Source organism: Mesonia sp. K4-1 (assembly GCF_008017825.1).
Lineage (GTDB): Bacteria > Bacteroidota > Bacteroidia > Flavobacteriales > Flavobacteriaceae > Mesonia.
Window position 1 is genome coordinate 430783 of record NZ_VRLS01000012.1, and the last position, 18099, is coordinate 448881.

Consider the following 18099-nt stretch of genomic DNA (forward strand, 5'->3'; position numbering starts at 1 on the left):
AGGCAAAGAAACGATTATTTTTTCAAAAATATTAGATTTATAAAGTGATCGCCATCGTTGCAATGCTAATATTTACGTTGGGAGCTTGTTGTAAAATTTGCGAACAGGTTTCTAAGGTAGTGCCGGTAGTTATAATATCATCTACTAACAAGATATGCTTATTGGCGATTAAATTTTGATTTTGTAATTTAAATAAATCGTGTTTCATTTCTGCTCTAGCACTTCTATTTTTAAACACTTGTGTAGCAGAAGGGTTGTCTTTTATTAATACCTTATCGGAATAATCACAACCTAAATGTTTGGAGATGCTTTTCCCAAATCCCGCTACCTGATTATATCCTCTTTTCTTCAATTTTTTTCGATGTAACGGCACAGGAATTACCATCTGAATGTCTTTTGCCCAGGTTACGGTTTTTAAATCTTCTGCGAGCCAATTTCCTAAAACACTGCTTATTTCTTCTTTCCCCTTATACTTTAACTGATGCATTAGTTTTTGTGTCATATTTTTTTTGTGAAAAACAAAAAGAGAAGTTATGTTTACCAAAGGAATTCTACCGTAGAATACTTTTTTTGCTGTATTTTCGTTATGGTAGTGGAAATTGGTTGTAGGAAGTTGATACCTGCAATAAAGACATAATGCTTTTTCTTGTTCTAATAAAGAAGTAGAACAGCAAACACATGTCTTTGGAAAAACAAACGCTATAAAATCTTTTGCAAGGTTCAATTAAATTGATTTTAAAATATATCAATTTAGTAAAAAATAGATTAACTATCTGTCTATGAGTGAAAAAAAGGACAATCGTGTACTTAAAATTTTGGTAGGGATATTGGCATTATTCTTAATTATTTCTATTATTTACACGTTTAATTTTTACCAAGAAAATCAAGAAAGTATTGAGGTTATTTCTCAAGAAAAGAAAAAATTGAAAAACGAGCTTGACACTCTTCAGAAGAAATACGAAGCCATTATTATTGATAACTCATCCTTAAAAGAAGATCTTTCTAGAGAGAAAAAGAGAATATCGATGCTTCTTAGCTCTTTAGATAGTTCTAAAATGACTAATGATCAATTACAACGTTATAAAATTGAAGCCGAGTTATTAAGAAGACAACGTCAAAAATTATTGAAAGTAGTAGACAGTTTTTCTCAAAAAAATCAAGAACTTCAAGAAGCAATAGATAGTACCTCAAATATACTTCAGCTTAATCAGCAAAAATCTGATTCTTTAATTTTTCAAAATCAAGAATTAGAAAATCAAGTTCAAAAAGCATCAGTTTTACAATTGAGCGATCTAAAAGCAGAAGGTGTTTACATTAAAAATAACGACGAGATAAATGTTACTTCTAAAGCAAGTAAAACCGAACAAATAAGAATTTGCTTTAATTTATTAGAAAATGCGCTTGCAAAAAGTGGGAAGAGAGACATCTATGTACAAGTTATAAATCCTAAAAATAATCTTTTAGGTGCCAAAAAGCTCATCTCTTTTGGAGATAAAAATTTAAATTATAGCGCGTTAAGCACTATAGATTACCAAAATCAAAAGACAGAAATGTGTATACTCTTTGCAATCTCTGCCCAAAAGCGAGTAGAAGGCCGTTATATAATTAATGTATTTGACGGCGAAAATAGAATGGCAACAGATACTTTTATTTTAAAATAAAAACTTAGCCCCCAAACTTAAATATAAGTCTACATTATTATTATTTTTGTCCTATGGCAAAACAACAAGATACTTTTAAGCAAGTAATATCCCATGCCAAAGAGTATGGGTATATTTTTTCGTCTAGCGAAATATACGATGGTTTAAGCGCAGTTTATGATTACGGTCAAAACGGAGCAGAACTTAAGAAAAATATTAAAGATTATTGGTGGAAAAGCATGGTTCAAATGAACCAAAACATTGTAGGCTTAGATGCGGCAATATTAATGCACCCTAAAACTTGGGAAGCTTCGGGACATGTAAATGCATTTAATGATCCTCTAATAGATAATAAAGATTCAAAAAAGAGATACAGAGCCGATGTTTTGGTAGAAGATTATGTAGAAAAAATCAACCAAAAAGCTCAAAAAGAAATCAATAAAGCCAAAAAAAGGTTTGGTGAGACTTTTAACGAAGAAGAGTTTGTAACCACCAATCCTAGAGTTATTCGTTATCACGCGGAGCAAAAAACCATCATGGAACGTTTGGCAAAATCCTTAACGGAAGAAAATCTTGCCGATGTAAAAGCTCTTATTGAAGAATTAGGAATTGCTTGTCCAGAAAGTGGCTCTAAAGACTGGACCGATGTGAAGCAGTTCAATTTAATGTTTGGTACCAAATTAGGCGCTTCCGCGGATTCTGCTACAGATCTATATTTAAGACCGGAAACCGCACAAGGAATCTTCGTTAATTTTGCCAATGTGCAAAAAACAGGAAGAATGAAAATTCCTTTTGGGATCGCACAAATAGGAAAAGCCTTTAGAAACGAAATTGTAGCTAGACAGTTTATATTCCGTCAAAGGGAATTTGAACAAATGGAAATGCAATTTTTTGTACGTCCAGGCGAAGAATTAAAGTGGTTTGAACATTGGAAAGAAACCCGCCAAAATTGGCATGCGTCTTTAGGGCTTGGAGAAGAAAACTACCGTTTCCACGATCACGAAAAAATGGCGCATTATGCTAATGCTGCTACCGATATTGAATTTAATTTCCCATTTGGGTTTAAAGAATTAGAAGGAATTCACTCAAGAACCGATTTCGATTTAAAAGCACACGAAGAACATTCAGGGAAAAAGCTTCAGTTTTTCGACCCAGAATTGAATAAAAACTACGTGCCTTACGTTATTGAAACTTCAATTGGTCTAGACCGTATGTTCTTGGCTATTTTCTCTAGTGCCTTAAAAGAAGAAGAATTAGAAGACGGTTCAACAAGAACGGTTTTAAAATTGCCTTCTATTTTGGCTCCAGTAAAGGCTGCCGTTTTTCCATTAGTGAAAAAAGATGGTTTACCCGAAATCGCTCAAGAAATTATTGAGGAACTTCAATGGGATTTTAATGTGATTTATGATGAAAAAGATGCTGTGGGAAGACGCTACCGTCGTCAAGATGCTAACGGAACACCATTTTGTATTACCGTAGATCACGACACCAAAGAAGACAATCAAGTAACCATTCGTCACCGAGATACGATGGAGCAAAAACGTGTACCTATTTCAGAATTAAAAAGCATTATTGCTCAAGAAATAGATTTTAAAACTTGGATGAAAAAAGCTTAATTTTTTCTCTGTATAAAACAAAAAACCCGTTCAAATGAGCGGGTTTTTTTTAGTTTTATAAGTTTCTAATTTTTAATGAAACGTTTATTCACTGTTCCCAAATTGGTTTGAATTTGAATAAAATAAACGCCAGTGCTTAAACTTTCTAAGTTTAATAGTTGCTTATTTTCTTCAACATTCATCAGTTCTAAACCGCTTAAATTATAGATTTTTAACTGCTCAATCTTTTGCTTGTTTTTAGCCTCAATATGCAAGATATTTTTTGCTGGGTTAGGGTAGATGCTAATGTTATTTTCTAATTCATAATTTGTAGAACTTAAATCGTCAATAATTTTGGTGGAAACCATATTGGTGATGATGGGAGCATTAAAGTCAAAATAGATATTGGCATCGCCCGTAATAAAATCTTCCACTGCTACATCACTTTTAGGCTTGATTTTATAGGCTACAAAACCGTGACTTGCGGGTTCGTTGGTGTTTTCATCGGGTAGAATGATACCATCAAAAATAAATTCTACTTCGTTTTTATTGTTTACTTCAATACGGTAGTTATGACTTGCATTTACAGGTCTTAAGGTGCTGTAATCTAATTTTGGATGTAGCGTGTCTAAAATTCTTACATTAATAGCGCTGGCAGTTCCCGTATTTTGGAAACGAATTAAGTAATTTAAATATTCATCGGCTTTATCAATTTCAATTTCTTCTCCCTGTAATACTTGCTTGTCATTAGGATCGTAAGAATTCACAACGGTTTGGTCGTAGATAAAGGTATTGTCACTCGGAGTAAAATCATTCGCACTCGGATTCACATTAGCGGTAAAGCTTAAAATGTCATCCCCGTTTACCGTGGGTGGTTGAAAGGTTTGCATCGTAATATCTACGGTCTGGAAAGTAAGCGGTTGCAAATTGGCAATATCAAAGGTTAGTTGATTCGCAGTAGTAGAAGTTGGTGCCGCACTACTGTTGACAAAGCTTTGCATGGTGTTATCAAAATCTAAAGTTACCGTAGCATTGGTAACGGCTTGTGTACCTAGATTTTCTACGACCAATTGGTAATCTGCATTGAAACCAGGGCGAGCCCCCCCTCTAGGAATTAATGTAATGTTTAGGTCATCAACACTTTGATTAGCAGTGACACAAAAATCAGCAGTTTGGCTATTTGAAGTTGTAAAAGTCACTTGCTGATTTGCTGGCGTTATGGAATAATATGTTGGCATGTTCATCACCGAAACAGTAAAATTATTTCCAATGACCCCTAATTCGTAATTGCCATTAAGAGTAAAAGTTTGCCAATTTTCAACCCCATCGGTAGCATCCACTAAAAAACCACTTACTCCAATATCTGTAGGGTCACAACCATTATTATTTTCATCATAAGTAATTTCACCGACAATAGAATTACAATTTTGCGATTGAGTATCACCTGTAATATTCCATCCTCTATTAATCAACTCATTACGAATCGTTGTATTACAATATTCTAAACCTTGTGCACCTAAATTAATTTGATGGGCTCCCAGAGCTACAAGTTGGGATAGGAAGTTATCATAATGTCTTACGCTTAAACCAGAATTATTTAAAAAATCAAATAGAGAGGGAGCTGTGATATTCCAATTATTCAAGGGTTGATTGTAGGAGCTTGCATTATGAAATGTACTGGTCATTTCAGTAACATTTGATACGTCCCAGTTATTTAAATTTTGATCGAAATTGGAAGCATTTTGAAACATACCATGAATAGTATTTACATTTGAAACATCCCAGTTATTTAAAGGCTGATTAAAAGAAGTTGCAGAGGAAAACATAAGTCTCATATTGTTAACACTTGACACATCCCAATTGTTTAGGGGTTGATCAAAAAAGATTGCTTCAGTGAACATTTTATACATACTTGTCACACTAGATACATTCCAAGTGCTTATACTCGAATTAAAACTACTTGCGTTTACAAACATTGCTTCCATATTTACTACGCTAGAGACATCCCAATTGTTTAGAGGTTGATCAAAATCTTCTGCAAAACCAAACACTCGTTCCATGTCTACAACACTTGACACATCCCAATTATTTAAGGATTGATTAAATGAACTTGCTTGATAAAACATATAGCTCATATCAGTAATGTTAGAAACGTCCCAATGATCAATTGATTGGTTTAAGTTATTGCAATTCCTAAACATAAATGACATATCTGTAACTTGGCTTAAATCCGGAGCATCTATAGCATTAATCACCAAATTATAACACCCTTCAAATGCAGATTCCATCGAAGTCCATTGAATATTCCCCCACTGTTCAACAGAAACAATATCGCCGTTGTAATTATGATCAAAATAAATTCTAGGGAAAGTTCCATTAATAGTAACTGTATAAACTCCTGGTAGATATGTATGAGATACATCTCCTGTTTGGTTGCTTAAAACCGTTCCATCTCCAAAATCTACTGTATAGTTGTAGGTTGATCCAGGATGAGTAGGAACAGTGATCGTTGTATTAGCAGTTGCATCCCAAGTCGTAATAAACGGTTGGTTTTGGGCTGAGATGTAGAAAAAAGAAAAGCTAAATAGTAAAAAAAGTAAAGATTTTTCATAAAACAGTTATTTTCTTAAATATAGTAATTTTTACTATTAATTAATAGCATATCATTTAAAACAAATACTTTAACTCTTTATAAATCTCCTATTTACTGTTCCCAAATTGGTTTGAATGTTGATAAAATAAACACCTGCACTTAAACTTTCTAAGTTTAATAGTTGCTTATTTTCTTCAACATTCATCAGTTCTAATCCACTTAAGTTATAAATCTTTATTTGCTCAATTTCTTGATTGTTTTTTACTTCAATATGCAAGGTATTTTGCGTTGGGTTAGGGTAGATACTAATGTTGTTTTCTAACTCATAATTTGTAAAACTTAAATCATCAATTATTTCGGTGGAAACCATATTGGTGATGATGGGGGCGTTAAAATCAAAATATATGTTCGCATCGCCAGTAATAAAATCTCCAATAGCTACATCACTTTTAGGTTTTATTTTATAGGCTACAAAACCGTGACTTGCAGGTTCATTCGTGTTTTCATCAGGTAGGTTAATTCCATCAAAAATAAACTCTACTTCGTTTTCATTAGTTACTTCAATGCGGTAGTTATGACTGGCATTTACAGGTCTTAAGGTGCTGTAATCTAATTTTGGATGTAGTGTGTCTAAAATTCTAACGTTAATAGCGCTCGCAGTTCCTGTATTTTGAAAACGTATCAAATAATTTAAATACTCATCGGCGTTATCGATCTCTATTTCTTCTCCTTGCAATACTTGTTTGTCGTTAGGATCATAAGAATTCACTACAGTTTGGTCGTAGACAAAGGTATTGTCGTTTGGAGTAAAATCATTCATACTCGGACTTACATTTGCGGTAAAGCTTAAAATATCATCTCCATTTACTGTTGGTGGTTGAAAGGTTTGCATCGTGATATCTACCGTTTGAAAGGTAAGCGGTTGCAAATTGGCCATATCAAAGGTTAATTGATTTGCAGTAGTTGAGGTTGGCGTCACACTTGCATTAACAAAACTTTGCATGGTATCATCAAAATCTAAGGTTACCGTAGCATTAGCTAGGGTTTGTGTTCCTATATTTTCAACTACCAATTGATAATCTGCTTCAAAACCGGGACGCGCTTCACTTATAGGGATCAAAACCACATTCAAATCTTCCATCGTTTGATTGGCGGTCACACAAAAATCGGCCACCTCAGTGTTAGAAGTTGTAAAAGTGACGTTCTGGCTTGCTGGAGTTACAGAAAAATAACTCGGGTAATTCATAACCGAAACTGTAAAGTTGGTGCCAATAGTTCCTAACTGATAATCTCCATTGTTGGAATAAGTAAAGATATCATCAGTACCATTATTAGCACTGACCATAAAACCAGAAATACCAGCATCATTAGGGTCACAACCGTTGCTGTTTTCATCATACGTAACATTACCCATAATGAAATTACAGTTTTGTGATTGGATGTCACCAGTTATATCCCAGCCTAAATTGTTAATAAGATTATGCCTAGAGTGGAAGTTACAGTATTCTAAGCCATCTGCTTCAAGATCTCTAGAGGGTAAATTTTGAGAAACTAAACTAGCTAGAAATTTATCATAATTTACATTATCTAAATTTGAATACTTTATAAACCCTGGAGTGGAAGGATATAAATGATCATTATCGAATGAAACATTTTGACTAAATACCCATGACGATATGTCTTGATTAAATGAGGAGGCAAAAGCAAACATAGCCTCCATTCTATCCGAATTTGTAACGATCCAATTATTAAGAGGCTGATTGAAAGAAGTTGCATTGTTGAACATACACCCAAAATCTGTAACATTGGAAACATCCCAATTATTAAGGGGGTGGTTAAAAGAAGTCGCATTTTGAAACATTCCTCCGTAAGGGGAGTTAATAAGAAACTCATATCTGCTACCCATGGCAGTGACATTGGAAACATCCCAATTATCAATGTTTTGATTAAATGAAGTTGCGTTTGCAAACATACCAACCATAGAACTTACATTGGAAACATCCCAATTGTTCAACGGATGATTAAATAAAATTGCTCCATCAAACATTTGATCCATGTTAATGACATTAGAAACATTCCAATTATTTAATGGTTGATTATAAGAAATTGCCCCTTTAAATATTTCACTCATATAAAGCACGTTAGATACATTCCAGTTATGAATGTTTTGATTAAAATTTATAGCATCAGCAAACATCCTACTCATACCAATGGCATTTGAAACATTCCAATTATTTAAAGGTTGATTAAATGAGGTTGCATTTTCAAACATTGAGTGCATTATAGTAGCACTACTAACATTCCAACTATTTAAAGGTTGGTTAAATAATGTGGATCCTTGAAACATTTGACTCATGTTGGATACATTCGAAACATTCCAATTGTTTAAGGGTTTGTCAAAAAGTGTTGCTAAACTAAACATAGCCATCATATTTGATACATTCGACACGTCCCAATTATTAATATTTTGATTGAATCCAATAGCATTACTAAACATTCCTCTCATATTTGTAACATTGGAAACATCCCAATTATTTAAAGGCTGATTAAAATCATTAGTATTACCAAACATTCCAGTCATATTTGTTACATTTCCCACATTCCAACCGTTAAGGGGTTGATTAAAAGATTTGGCGACAAAAAACATATAACTAATATTAGTGATATTTGAAATATCCCAATGATTAATAGATTGATTCATATTGTTACAATTAGAAAACATATAACTTAAATCAGTCACTAGGGTTAAGTCTGGTGCATCAGTAGCATTAACCATTAAGTTAAAACAACCTTTAAAAGCACTTGCCATTGATTCCCAAGAAATATCCCCCCATTGATCAATTGATTTTACTTTATATCTATTTATTCCATTATTATTAAAATATATTCTAGGAAAAGTACCTGATATACTTACAATATAAGTTCCTGCAGAATTATAGGTATGAGTAGTATCTCCTGTCTGATTGGTTAAAACTGTTCCATCTCCAAAATCAACCGTATAGTTGTAGGTTGATCCAGAGTGTGTGGGAATAGTTATACTCAAATCACTGGCATCAACCTCCCACGTGGTAATAAATGGTTGGTTTTGGCCTTGGGTGGAAAGCGTAGAAAATGTAATAAGGAGAAATAGGTAAAGATTCTTCATAAGATAGTTGGTTTATGCTTAGCAATATAGCATTTTTTTACTACCCGTTAAGAAAATCTTAAAAATACGCCCTTAGCTGTACGCTACCCGTATGGATAGCGTCTGCACTTTCACTTTTTCGCCCAAAATAGGAAAGGTTGAGATCTAAATAATTGGTGAGTTTTCGTTGTGCTAAAAGCGTCCATGTAAAGTTTTTATTGGGTTGTAAACCCTGCAACATTTGGTAGGCTACAGGAGAAAAAGCACTTCCTGTAAATTCATTAAAAATGTAATTAAACTCTCCGCTAACCGCATATTTTTGAGCGTTGGCAAAATTAAAGGAAGCGCCTAATTTTTGTTGTTGTAACTCTTCTTCATCGCCCAATCTATTGGTTTGGGTGTTGTATTGGTAAAAAACATCAAAACGGGTGCTTCTAGAGAGTAAATAAGAAACTTTAGGGTTAGTGGTGTAGCTTAAAATATCATAATTTCGGTTGCCAAAATTCTCTGAGGTACTTACCGTAGTGGTGGTTTGGTTGTCAAAATTAAATAACCAGCTTTCTTGTACTTTATGGTTAAACTTTAACTGGTGACTTTCAATATCGTTTTCTTGAAATCCTGTAGAAAGCAAATTTTTTGCTCGGGTTGAGATATACGTGTAAGAAGTGGTGTAACGCTGCTTTCCGCGATTAAAGAAAATGGTATTTCTAAAGTTGAGGTTTACGGCTAATTCTTCATCTCCGCTATCGTTAAACGGATTCAGGTCAAAGTTATCTTCCTCTCTTTCTATCTTTCGGTCTACCAAATAAGAGGTTTGGTTATAAAAATGTTTTAGAAATTTTTTGGTGCTCGCATCATCACTCAGTTGCATAAAGTTAAGCGTCACTACTTGACTGAATTTATTCTGATGTGTTTTTAAGAAGATTTGATTAGGTAACAAGACTCGTACATATTTAGCCTGATCGGGAAAGGGTGAAATTTCAAACTCTTCTAGTTCTTGTATGCCATTATCGTTATAATCGTTCCAGGTGTATTGTCCCTCACCTGCGTTTACTTCCACGTAAGTGAATTCTTGTTGGGCTAAGGTTCCGCTATTGGTCTCATAGGCAGTATTGAGGCTTATCAATTTATCAAATAAAAATTGATTGTACAACACTCGAGAGTTAAGCGATTGTTCATCTTCTACGTTTTCTTCTTCATTGATCAACTTTCTGTAATTAGCGAATACCGAAAGTTGCGTATTTTCATTTTGTATGAGTTGCGATTTTAAATAGTAATTGTTAGAATGACTCACTCGTTGCAAGTTATTGTTTCGCAAACTGTCATTTACCCGATGACGATAACCAATTTCGGCATAAACCGCCGTGCTGTCTCCAACACCAGTAAATACTTCGTAGCTATTAAACCTCTGACTAATACCTGTTAAATTTTGCGTGGCTTTTTCTTGCTGCTGATTGTCTTCTAGATTAATTCGGGTTCCTGTCCAAACCTTACCAAAATCATAAACGGCAAAGGCATTCATTCGTGAAAATTCTGAAGTAAACGTGCTGCCATCGCTTTCTAAGTAACTTCCGTAAAGTTGTGTTCTTAATTTTCCTAATTGGTGTTGTGAAGAAATAACATGACGGGTACCTGAATAGTTTTCCGAGTAATTGAGGTGTTCAAACCGGTATTGGGAAACACCGTTTTTAAGCGTTCTAAAATTGATTCCCGATTGTATATAATTTTGATTTCCTAACGGATTTATTAAATTCCAATCTCTATTAAACTCCACATTAAATAAACGCTCGATACTTTGAAATTCATCTTGCAAGTAATTAATTCCGGCGAAAGCTTCTATTTGCGAAGAATCTTTTAATTGAACCACGCGTTGAGTAACTTCTACTCTTGCAGCAAAGCCATCATTGTTATTGTCATCTAGATCTGAAAATAAATTTTCATCATTTTTGCTGGCGGCAAATTCAAAATCTACTTTTGTTTTTTCTGAAGGTTGATATTTTCCGTTCACCACACCTACTTGCAATTTGGTGGGTGCAAAAAGTCGAATAATAGGCTCATAATTTCCCTGCGGAATTCCGTTTACCGGAGCTATATACTCATAGGTTCGCGTTATAGCACTCGCATTGGTCAATACATAATCTCCTTGATTTTCGCCCACATTGCTAAAACGCACTTGAAATAATTCATCTTCTGGATTGGTGGAATACACAAAAACCTCTTCGTCGTTTATGACTTCTTTTGTGTAAAGCACTTTGTTTTCGTCAAACGTATCGGCAACTGCGCTAGGAGCTATCATTTGATTGGTGTCATCTCCAGCATCTGCCAGAATTTGAGCTTGCTCTTCGTTGAGGTTTTGTTGTAAGGGTTGACTTTTGATATCATTTTCTGAATATACAAAGGCGCCAATTTCTAATTTTTCACTAGTATGTTTTCCACCACCAGTAGCGACCACCCGAGAATAATTACGGTCTGAATATTGATATTCTACGGTAATTCGCATTTCGGAAGTAATAGGATAAGTGGCGTTAAAAATAATTTCCCCAGCATTATAATCTATTACATAATCTTCATTTTCTCCTCGCTCAAGGCGGATTCCATTCACAAAAACCGATTCGCTGCCCGATACGATTAAAACGAATAGCTCTCCGTTAGGTCCAGTTAATTTATACGGACCTTGATTTCCCTCTTGGCCTTGAAATTGATTTCTAGTAAACACACCGCGTACCAGTGCTCCAGCAGCAAAAATATCGGTGGAGTTTCCGTCAGGATTTAGAGTGGCTCCTAGTGAAAGTCCTTGTACTTTTTTTGTGTAAGAAGCAAAGTAAGAATCGGTCTGTACTAGGTCTACATCTCCAGCTCTTATGTTCCAGTTTTTTCCGTAAAGTTCAATAAAAATTTGGTCAAATTCATTTAGGTTTTGTGAATAACCATTCTGTTGAATAGGAATATTTGAGTCTTGTAAAGAAGCACGAAGATTTACATTATCTGAAATTTTTCCCGTGATTTGCAAATCTAATTCAGAATCTAAAACTGCATTTTGATTGGTACCAACGGTAATTCCTCTAGAAATACTTCCGCTCGTGGTTAATCCGTCAAAGGGAACAAAAGAGCTTTGATTTTTTTCTTCTCCTAATTGGTAAATTCGGTTCACCCGATTTTCATTTCCTACAATGATATTGGGGTCAAATTGGTAGTAACGTTTGGTGAAGAAATCGGGATATTTTCTATAGACTATTTTAATAGAATCGTTTTGTTTCCGTAAAGAATCATTAAGAACTAGGTAGCTTTTAGCAAAATCTACTTGGTAGGCTGTAGAATCGAGTAACTTTTCTTGTGAGTTGTAAACCTTAAACTTAAAAGGGTTTATACTTACCGAATCGATAAGTATAGTATCGCTAACTGCTATTTTCTTTTCGGAAAAATCATCCTCATATACCTGTGCGTCGACAGTTATGGCAAAGAGTAAAAAGAAAATAAATAGAAGTATGCGCATGTAAAGTAAAACTAATGCTTTTCATAAATATTTTATGAAATCTAAATCAATTTTTAAGAAACAAGTATTCTTAACGTTTACATTATTCTATTTTTGTGAAAAAATAAGTTTATGGTTATTGTTTCTTACAATGTAAATGGCATTAGAGCCGCATTGAGAAAAGATTTACTTACTTGGTTAAGCCAAGTAAACGCCGATGTAGTTTGCTTACAAGAAATAAAAGCAAATCCAGATCAATTTGATGAAGAAGTTTTTCATGAAATTGGTTATAAGTATTGCTATTGGTATCCTGCACAAAAAAAAGGGTATAGCGGGGTGGCCATTTTAAGCAAAACTGAACCTAAGAATGTAGTTTATGGAACAGGAATAGATTATATGGATTTTGAAGGAAGATCAATAAGAGCAGATTTTGAAGATCTTTCGGTGATGAGTTTATACCTGCCTTCTGGGACGAATATAGACAGATTAGAGTTTAAATTGACCTTTATGGATGATTTTAAAACCTATATAAATCAGCTAAAAGAAGAGGTTCCTAATTTGGTGATTTCTGGAGATTATAATATTTGTCATGAAGCTATAGACATTCATGATCCTGTACGTTTAAAGAATGTATCTGGATTTTTACCAGTAGAAAGAACGTGGTTAGGAAGCTTTTTATCACAAGGCTTTCTTGATTCTTTTAGGTATTTAAACCCAGATAGAGTAGAGTATTCTTGGTGGAGCTATCGTGCCAATGCTAGAGCAAATAACAAAGGTTGGCGTTTAGATTATCATTTAGTTAGTGCTCCATTACAAGAAAAAATAAAAAGAGCCGTTATCTTACCAGAGGCAAAACATAGCGATCATTGTCCTATATTAGTAGAATTAAAATAAAATAAAAATATGTTTAGAAAAATATTAATAGTTCCCATCGTAGCATTTATTTTGGCAACTTCTTGTGTGCCGGCTAAGAAATTTACCGATCTAGAAACGAAGTATGATGACTTAGAAGCAAAGTCGAACAGCCTTCAACAGAAACTAGATAATTGTGAAGAAGAAAATCTAAATAGTAGAAATGAGTTTGAACAAGCTCAAAAAAGAATGTCTGAACTTCAAACTCAAAATCAGGGGTATGAAGAGAAATTTAGAAATTTAGAAGAATTATATGGTAATTTACAAGAATCATACAATGCTTTAGAATCTAATAGTTCGAACTTGTTACAGGATATTTCTAAACAAAATAGAACCTTATTAGGAGATTTAGAAAATAAACAAAATGCTTTAGCTAAAGAAAAACAGAGATTGCAGTTATTAGAAGAAGATTTAAAATCACGTAGTCAACGAATTGATGAGCTAGAAACAATTTTAGCAGCTAAAGATGCTAAAATGAAAGCGTTAAAACAAAGTGTTTCTAATGCATTGACCAACTTTGAGGGTAAAGGTTTAACCGTGGAGCAGAGAAACGGAAAAGTATATGTTTCTATGGAAAATAAACTTTTATTTAGTTCAGGAAGCTGGGCTGTAGGAGAGCAGGGACAACAAGCTGTAAAGCAATTAGCAGCTGTCTTAGCCGAAAATAATGACATAAATGTATTGATAGAAGGTCACACAGATAATGTGCCTTACGGCGGAAATGGAGCTTTACAAAACAATTGGGATCTTTCAACAAAAAGAGCTACTTCTATTGTCAATTTGTTACAGCAAAATGGAAGAATTAATGCAGAGCGATTAACTGCAGCAGGCCGTGGGGAATATGCTCCTATTGCGAGTAATTCTAGTGTTGAAGGTAAAGCTAAAAACAGACGTATTGAGGTAATTCTTACACCTAAATACGATGAGCTTTCTCGATTATTATCTGAAGAGAATCGAGATAGATAAAACTTAAAGACACTCCCTTTTCTATTCATTTAGAAATGGGAGTTTTTTATAGTTTCTGCTTTAATTTTCCTCCTAGACTCTTGTGTAAAAAAGCTGCTTTTCCATAAGTCGATTTAATATGAAGCCAGTCGTGATGCTGTCCTAATAATTTAATAGTGTCATTTTGAAATAGGTTTGCTATAATTTTATGAGAAATACTAGGTCCGCTTCTCAAATTTGCTCGAGCAGTTTTTATCACCAAGTAGTCTTCCTTAAAACTTCTTGAAAAATCATTTTTTTGTATCGACTTGGATTTATATACAAATGGCAAAGGGTCGATAGCTCCATTACGATAAATTCCGAAATGAAGATGAGGAGCAGTTGTCCTTGCATTCCCCGAGTTTCCTACCAAACCTAAGGTATCACCGATCTTAACTCTATCACCAACATTTACCAGTATGCTGTCTAAATGAGCATAGTAAATAGAATTACCAAATAAACTTTCCTTTAGCCAAACTTGTTTTCCGCCAAGACCTCTATTTCCAGTTCTGGTTACTCTGCCTTCGGTTACCGCTACAGTAGGAGTTCCGCGTGAAGCGAAAATATCTATCCCTTCATGACTTCTTTTACCGCCATCTCTCGGATTTCCCCAAAAACTTTGTATAGCTTTATTATCTTTTCCTACGACGGGAAAATAATAGGTAGGTGAAGTATTTAATTGAATAAAAAAATTGCTGCTAGAAGCTATTTCGGGCTGGATAATAATTTTATACTCTCCGTCTTGTTTAGGAGTATAGCTAATTGTATTTTCTTGGATATCATTACTCAGCACTTCTTCCCATAAGGTGTCTTTCTTTTTTAGAAAATTGATAAAAACTCTATCCTGTAAAGAATCTAAGCTTACTTTTGCCGTGAACGAAGTTCCTCTTTTTAACGAAAAAGAATAGGTGGAAATTTCATTTTGAAAATATGAGAAAGCTCCTTTTTCACCATAAGGTAAATCTACTTCTATACTATCTAAAATAGCATTGCTGTAAGTAGATTGCCATTTATTAATAACAGCTTTTCTGTTTTTAAATTCTTTTTTATAGGTTTCTCTCGCTGTAGGTGAAGACAGTACTTCACTGATTTTTGTGCAAGAAATGAATCCGGCAAAAATTAAAATAGTTACGCTTATAAAAGTTAAAATTTTTTTCACATAAAATGAAAATGCATAAATCTTGCCATAAATTTAGAAATAGATTTTATCCAAAAAGAAGTTCAACCACTTCTTCTACTCGAGAAGCTAACTCTACTTTAATAGCATATTTTCCCGTATTTATTTTATTTTGGGTTGAAACTACAATAGTTTCAAAACCTAATTTTTCGGCTTCTAGAATTCGTTGTTCAACTTTAGTCACAGGTCTCACTTCTCCTGCTAAACCAATTTCTGCAGCAAAGCAAATATTCTTTTCGATAGATATGTCTTCATTAGAAGATAAGATGGCAGCGACAACCGCCAAATCTATAGCGGGATCGTCTACAGAAATTCCTCCCGTAATGTTTAAGAAAACATCTTTAGCTCCTAATCTAAACCCGGCTCTTTTTTCTAAAACCGCTAAGATCATATTTAGTCTTTTGGCATTATAGCCTGTGGTAGAGCGTTGAGGAGTTCCATAAACAGCTGTACTTACTAATGCTTGTATTTCTATCATCAAAGGGCGTATGCCTTCAAGAGTAGCAGCGATAGCAGTTCCACTCAATTCTTGATTACTCTTACTGAGTAATATTTCTGATGGATTACTTACTTCTCTTAGGCCTTCTCCTTGCATTTCGTAAATACCTAATTCATTGGTAGAGCCAAATCTATTTTTATGAGCTCTAAGGATTCTATATACGTGGTTTCGGTCTCCTTCAAATTGCAAAACGGTATCGACCATATGCTCTAGCACTTTTGGTCCCGCGATGCTTCCTTCTTTAGTAATATGTCCAATCAATAAAACGGGAGTATGGGTTTCTTTCGCAAATTTAATAAGCTCTGAAGTGCATTCTCTAATTTGAGAAATGCTACCTGGCGAACTCTCAATGAAATCACTATGTAGGGTCTGAATGGAGTCTATAATTACGATCTCTGGTTCTAATTTTTCTATTTGCTGAAAAATATGTTGTGTTTTAGTTTCGGTGAGGATGTAGCATTCAGAAGGGTTAGAATTGATACGTTCTGCACGCATCTTTATTTGCTGCTGACTTTCTTCTCCAGATACATATAAGGTTTTATATTTTAACTGAAGGGAAACTTGTAATAATAAAGTACTCTTTCCAATACCTGGTTCTCCTCCTAATAAGGTTAACGAACCAGGAATAAGTCCGCCGCCTAATACACGGTCTAATTCAGTGTTGTTGGTAGAAAGTCTTTTCTCCTTTTTGTACTCAATATCTTTGATAAGGGTTGGGCTAGCGTTTCTTTTTTTAGAAGAATTGCCAGAACTAGAAGAAGTTTTCCAGTCCTTCTCATCTTGCTTTTGAATAACTTCTTCTACAAGGGTGTTCCATTGTTTACAAGAAGAGCATTGGCCTTGCCATTTAGCGTGTTGATTCCCGCAATTTTGACAAAAAAAAGTAGTTTTGGTTTTAGCCATTAGAAGATATTTTTAGCTAAAATAGAGAAAGTTTATAAACCTAAATCCGCTTTAAGCGAGTTAATTTTTTCTATCATCATGTCTTTAGTGAGATATGAAGCTTCATTAAGAGAAAAGGCTTCTTGATATTCTTTAAGCGCTCTTTTAGGTTTTCCAAGCTCTTCATTGTAGCGTGCTAAAAAGTAACTTCCAATCATACTTTCAGGATGTTCTTTTTGTGCTAATTTCCCTAAATCTTCATATTGTTCAAATTCTTTCTTCTCTTCGATAGCCGATGAAATTGTCATAAAATCACTAACGCGAATTTTGATATCTAATTCGTATAATTTTTGAATCACTTCATATTTATCTACCAAATAATTATAAAAAGTTCCTTTGGTTTTAAGTACTTTTTCTTGGTAGTCTTTTGAAGTGATAGGACGATAAACTGAAAAAATATCTTCTATTGCTTTAGGAATAGCTCTCCCAACCAATGAGTAGTGAGTCGCTTCTTCAAAATTATCATCATAAAAATATAGTTTCTCATTTTCAATTTCTTTGAGGCTATTAATCATTTGCAGATTGCTTTCTTTTAAGAGTTCAGCATCATCTGTTCCTGTAGCTATATAATACCAAACTTTCTCTTTAGATTTTGAAAGAATACCTGGTAGATTGTTTTTTATAACATCGGTATAATCTGCGCTTAGATTAATATATCCATCAAAAATGGGATTTTCTTTGAGCAAATAGTAATTCATTAAATTCGCCGTAAGGTCGTGTCCCACAACAATCCTAAAATTAGAGATACGGTAATTTTTCTCTAAAAGAGGTAATAATTCTTCCCCTATAAATTCAAAAAAATCGGCGCCTTGATCTACGGGAAGGTAATTTTCTAAGTCATATTTGGTGTCATCCATTCTTGTTTTAGATTGATTGATTCCCACCACTAAAGCTTCAGGCATATCTTCCCAATAGCTATAATAATCTACATTACCAGCGACAGGTTCAAATAGATAATCACCGTCAAATACGAGTACTAACGGATACGATTTTTTTACATTGGATTTGTAATTCCGCGGAAGCTGTATTTTAAGTTCCCGCTTAGTTTGAAGTTTTTCAGATTCCAAAACTTTGTATTCTACTTGGCTGAATCCTAGTTGAGAAGAGGCTATAAGGGAGCATAGAAGTAGTATAGTTTTTTTCATTTAGTAGGCTTTGAAA

General features: G+C 34.1%; 11 protein-coding genes. 4 read left to right on the forward strand and 7 right to left on the reverse strand.

Going from position 1 to position 18099, the window contains the following annotated elements; genetic code table 11:
* Positions 1–37: 37 nt before the first annotated feature.
* Positions 38–502, reverse strand: a complete 465-nt coding sequence (locus FT986_RS03200) for a ComF family protein (protein WP_255505890.1) — start codon at positions 500–502, stop codon at positions 38–40.
* Between the two features lie 277 nt (positions 503–779).
* On the opposite strand from FT986_RS03200, the gene FT986_RS03205 reads away from it, so the two are divergent.
* Both FT986_RS03205 and FT986_RS03210 read left to right on the forward strand, forming a co-directional pair.
* Positions 780–1661: a hypothetical protein gene (locus tag FT986_RS03205; RefSeq protein ID WP_147863806.1), complete on the forward strand. Its 882-nt coding sequence runs from the start codon at positions 780–782 to the stop codon at positions 1659–1661.
* A gap of 53 nt (positions 1662–1714) precedes the next feature.
* Positions 1715–3256 (forward strand): glycine--tRNA ligase, encoded by a 1542-nt coding sequence (locus tag FT986_RS03210; RefSeq protein WP_147863807.1) that lies wholly within the window; start codon positions 1715–1717, stop codon positions 3254–3256.
* A gap of 65 nt (positions 3257–3321) precedes the next feature.
* On the opposite strand, the gene FT986_RS03215 is transcribed toward FT986_RS03210, so the two are convergent.
* The 3 genes from FT986_RS03215 to FT986_RS03225 all read right to left on the reverse strand — a co-directional run bounded on the left by FT986_RS03215 (position 3322) and on the right by FT986_RS03225 (position 12445).
* Positions 3322–5523: a BspA family leucine-rich repeat surface protein gene (locus FT986_RS03215; protein ID WP_147863808.1), complete on the reverse strand. Its 2202-nt coding sequence runs from the start codon at positions 5521–5523 to the stop codon at positions 3322–3324.
* A 393-nt stretch (positions 5524–5916) separates the two neighbouring features.
* On the reverse strand, positions 5917–8973 hold the full coding sequence (locus FT986_RS03220) for a BspA family leucine-rich repeat surface protein (protein ID WP_147863809.1): 3057 nt from the start codon (positions 8971–8973) through the stop codon (positions 5917–5919).
* 58 nt (positions 8974–9031) lie between these two features.
* Positions 9032–12445 (reverse strand): hypothetical protein, encoded by a 3414-nt coding sequence (locus tag FT986_RS03225; RefSeq protein WP_147863810.1) that lies wholly within the window; start codon positions 12443–12445, stop codon positions 9032–9034.
* A gap of 111 nt (positions 12446–12556) precedes the next feature.
* On the opposite strand from FT986_RS03225, the gene FT986_RS03230 reads away from it, so the two are divergent.
* Together FT986_RS03230 and FT986_RS03235 are read left to right on the forward strand one after the other, a co-directional pair.
* Positions 12557–13318: an exodeoxyribonuclease III gene (locus FT986_RS03230; RefSeq protein ID WP_147863811.1), complete on the forward strand. Its 762-nt coding sequence runs from the start codon at positions 12557–12559 to the stop codon at positions 13316–13318.
* 9 nt (positions 13319–13327) lie between these two features.
* On the forward strand, positions 13328–14302 hold the full coding sequence (locus FT986_RS03235) for an OmpA family protein (RefSeq protein WP_147863812.1): 975 nt from the start codon (positions 13328–13330) through the stop codon (positions 14300–14302).
* A gap of 46 nt (positions 14303–14348) precedes the next feature.
* Here FT986_RS03235 and FT986_RS03240 read toward each other — a convergent pair whose 3' ends face one another.
* From FT986_RS03240 to FT986_RS03250, 3 genes are read right to left on the reverse strand one after another with little or no spacing between them, the layout of a single operon-like run.
* Positions 14349–15479 (reverse strand): M23 family metallopeptidase, encoded by a 1131-nt coding sequence (locus FT986_RS03240; RefSeq protein ID WP_147863813.1) that lies wholly within the window; start codon positions 15477–15479, stop codon positions 14349–14351.
* 46 nt (positions 15480–15525) lie between these two features.
* The gene (gene radA, locus FT986_RS03245) at positions 15526–16899 is read right to left on the reverse strand and encodes a DNA repair protein RadA (protein WP_147863814.1); all 1374 of its coding nucleotides are present in this window, start codon (positions 16897–16899) and stop codon (positions 15526–15528) included.
* Positions 16900–16931: 32 nt separating this feature from the next.
* Positions 16932–18083: an alpha/beta hydrolase gene (locus FT986_RS03250; protein ID WP_147863815.1), complete on the reverse strand. Its 1152-nt coding sequence runs from the start codon at positions 18081–18083 to the stop codon at positions 16932–16934.
* Positions 18084–18099: the final 16 nt, after the last annotated feature.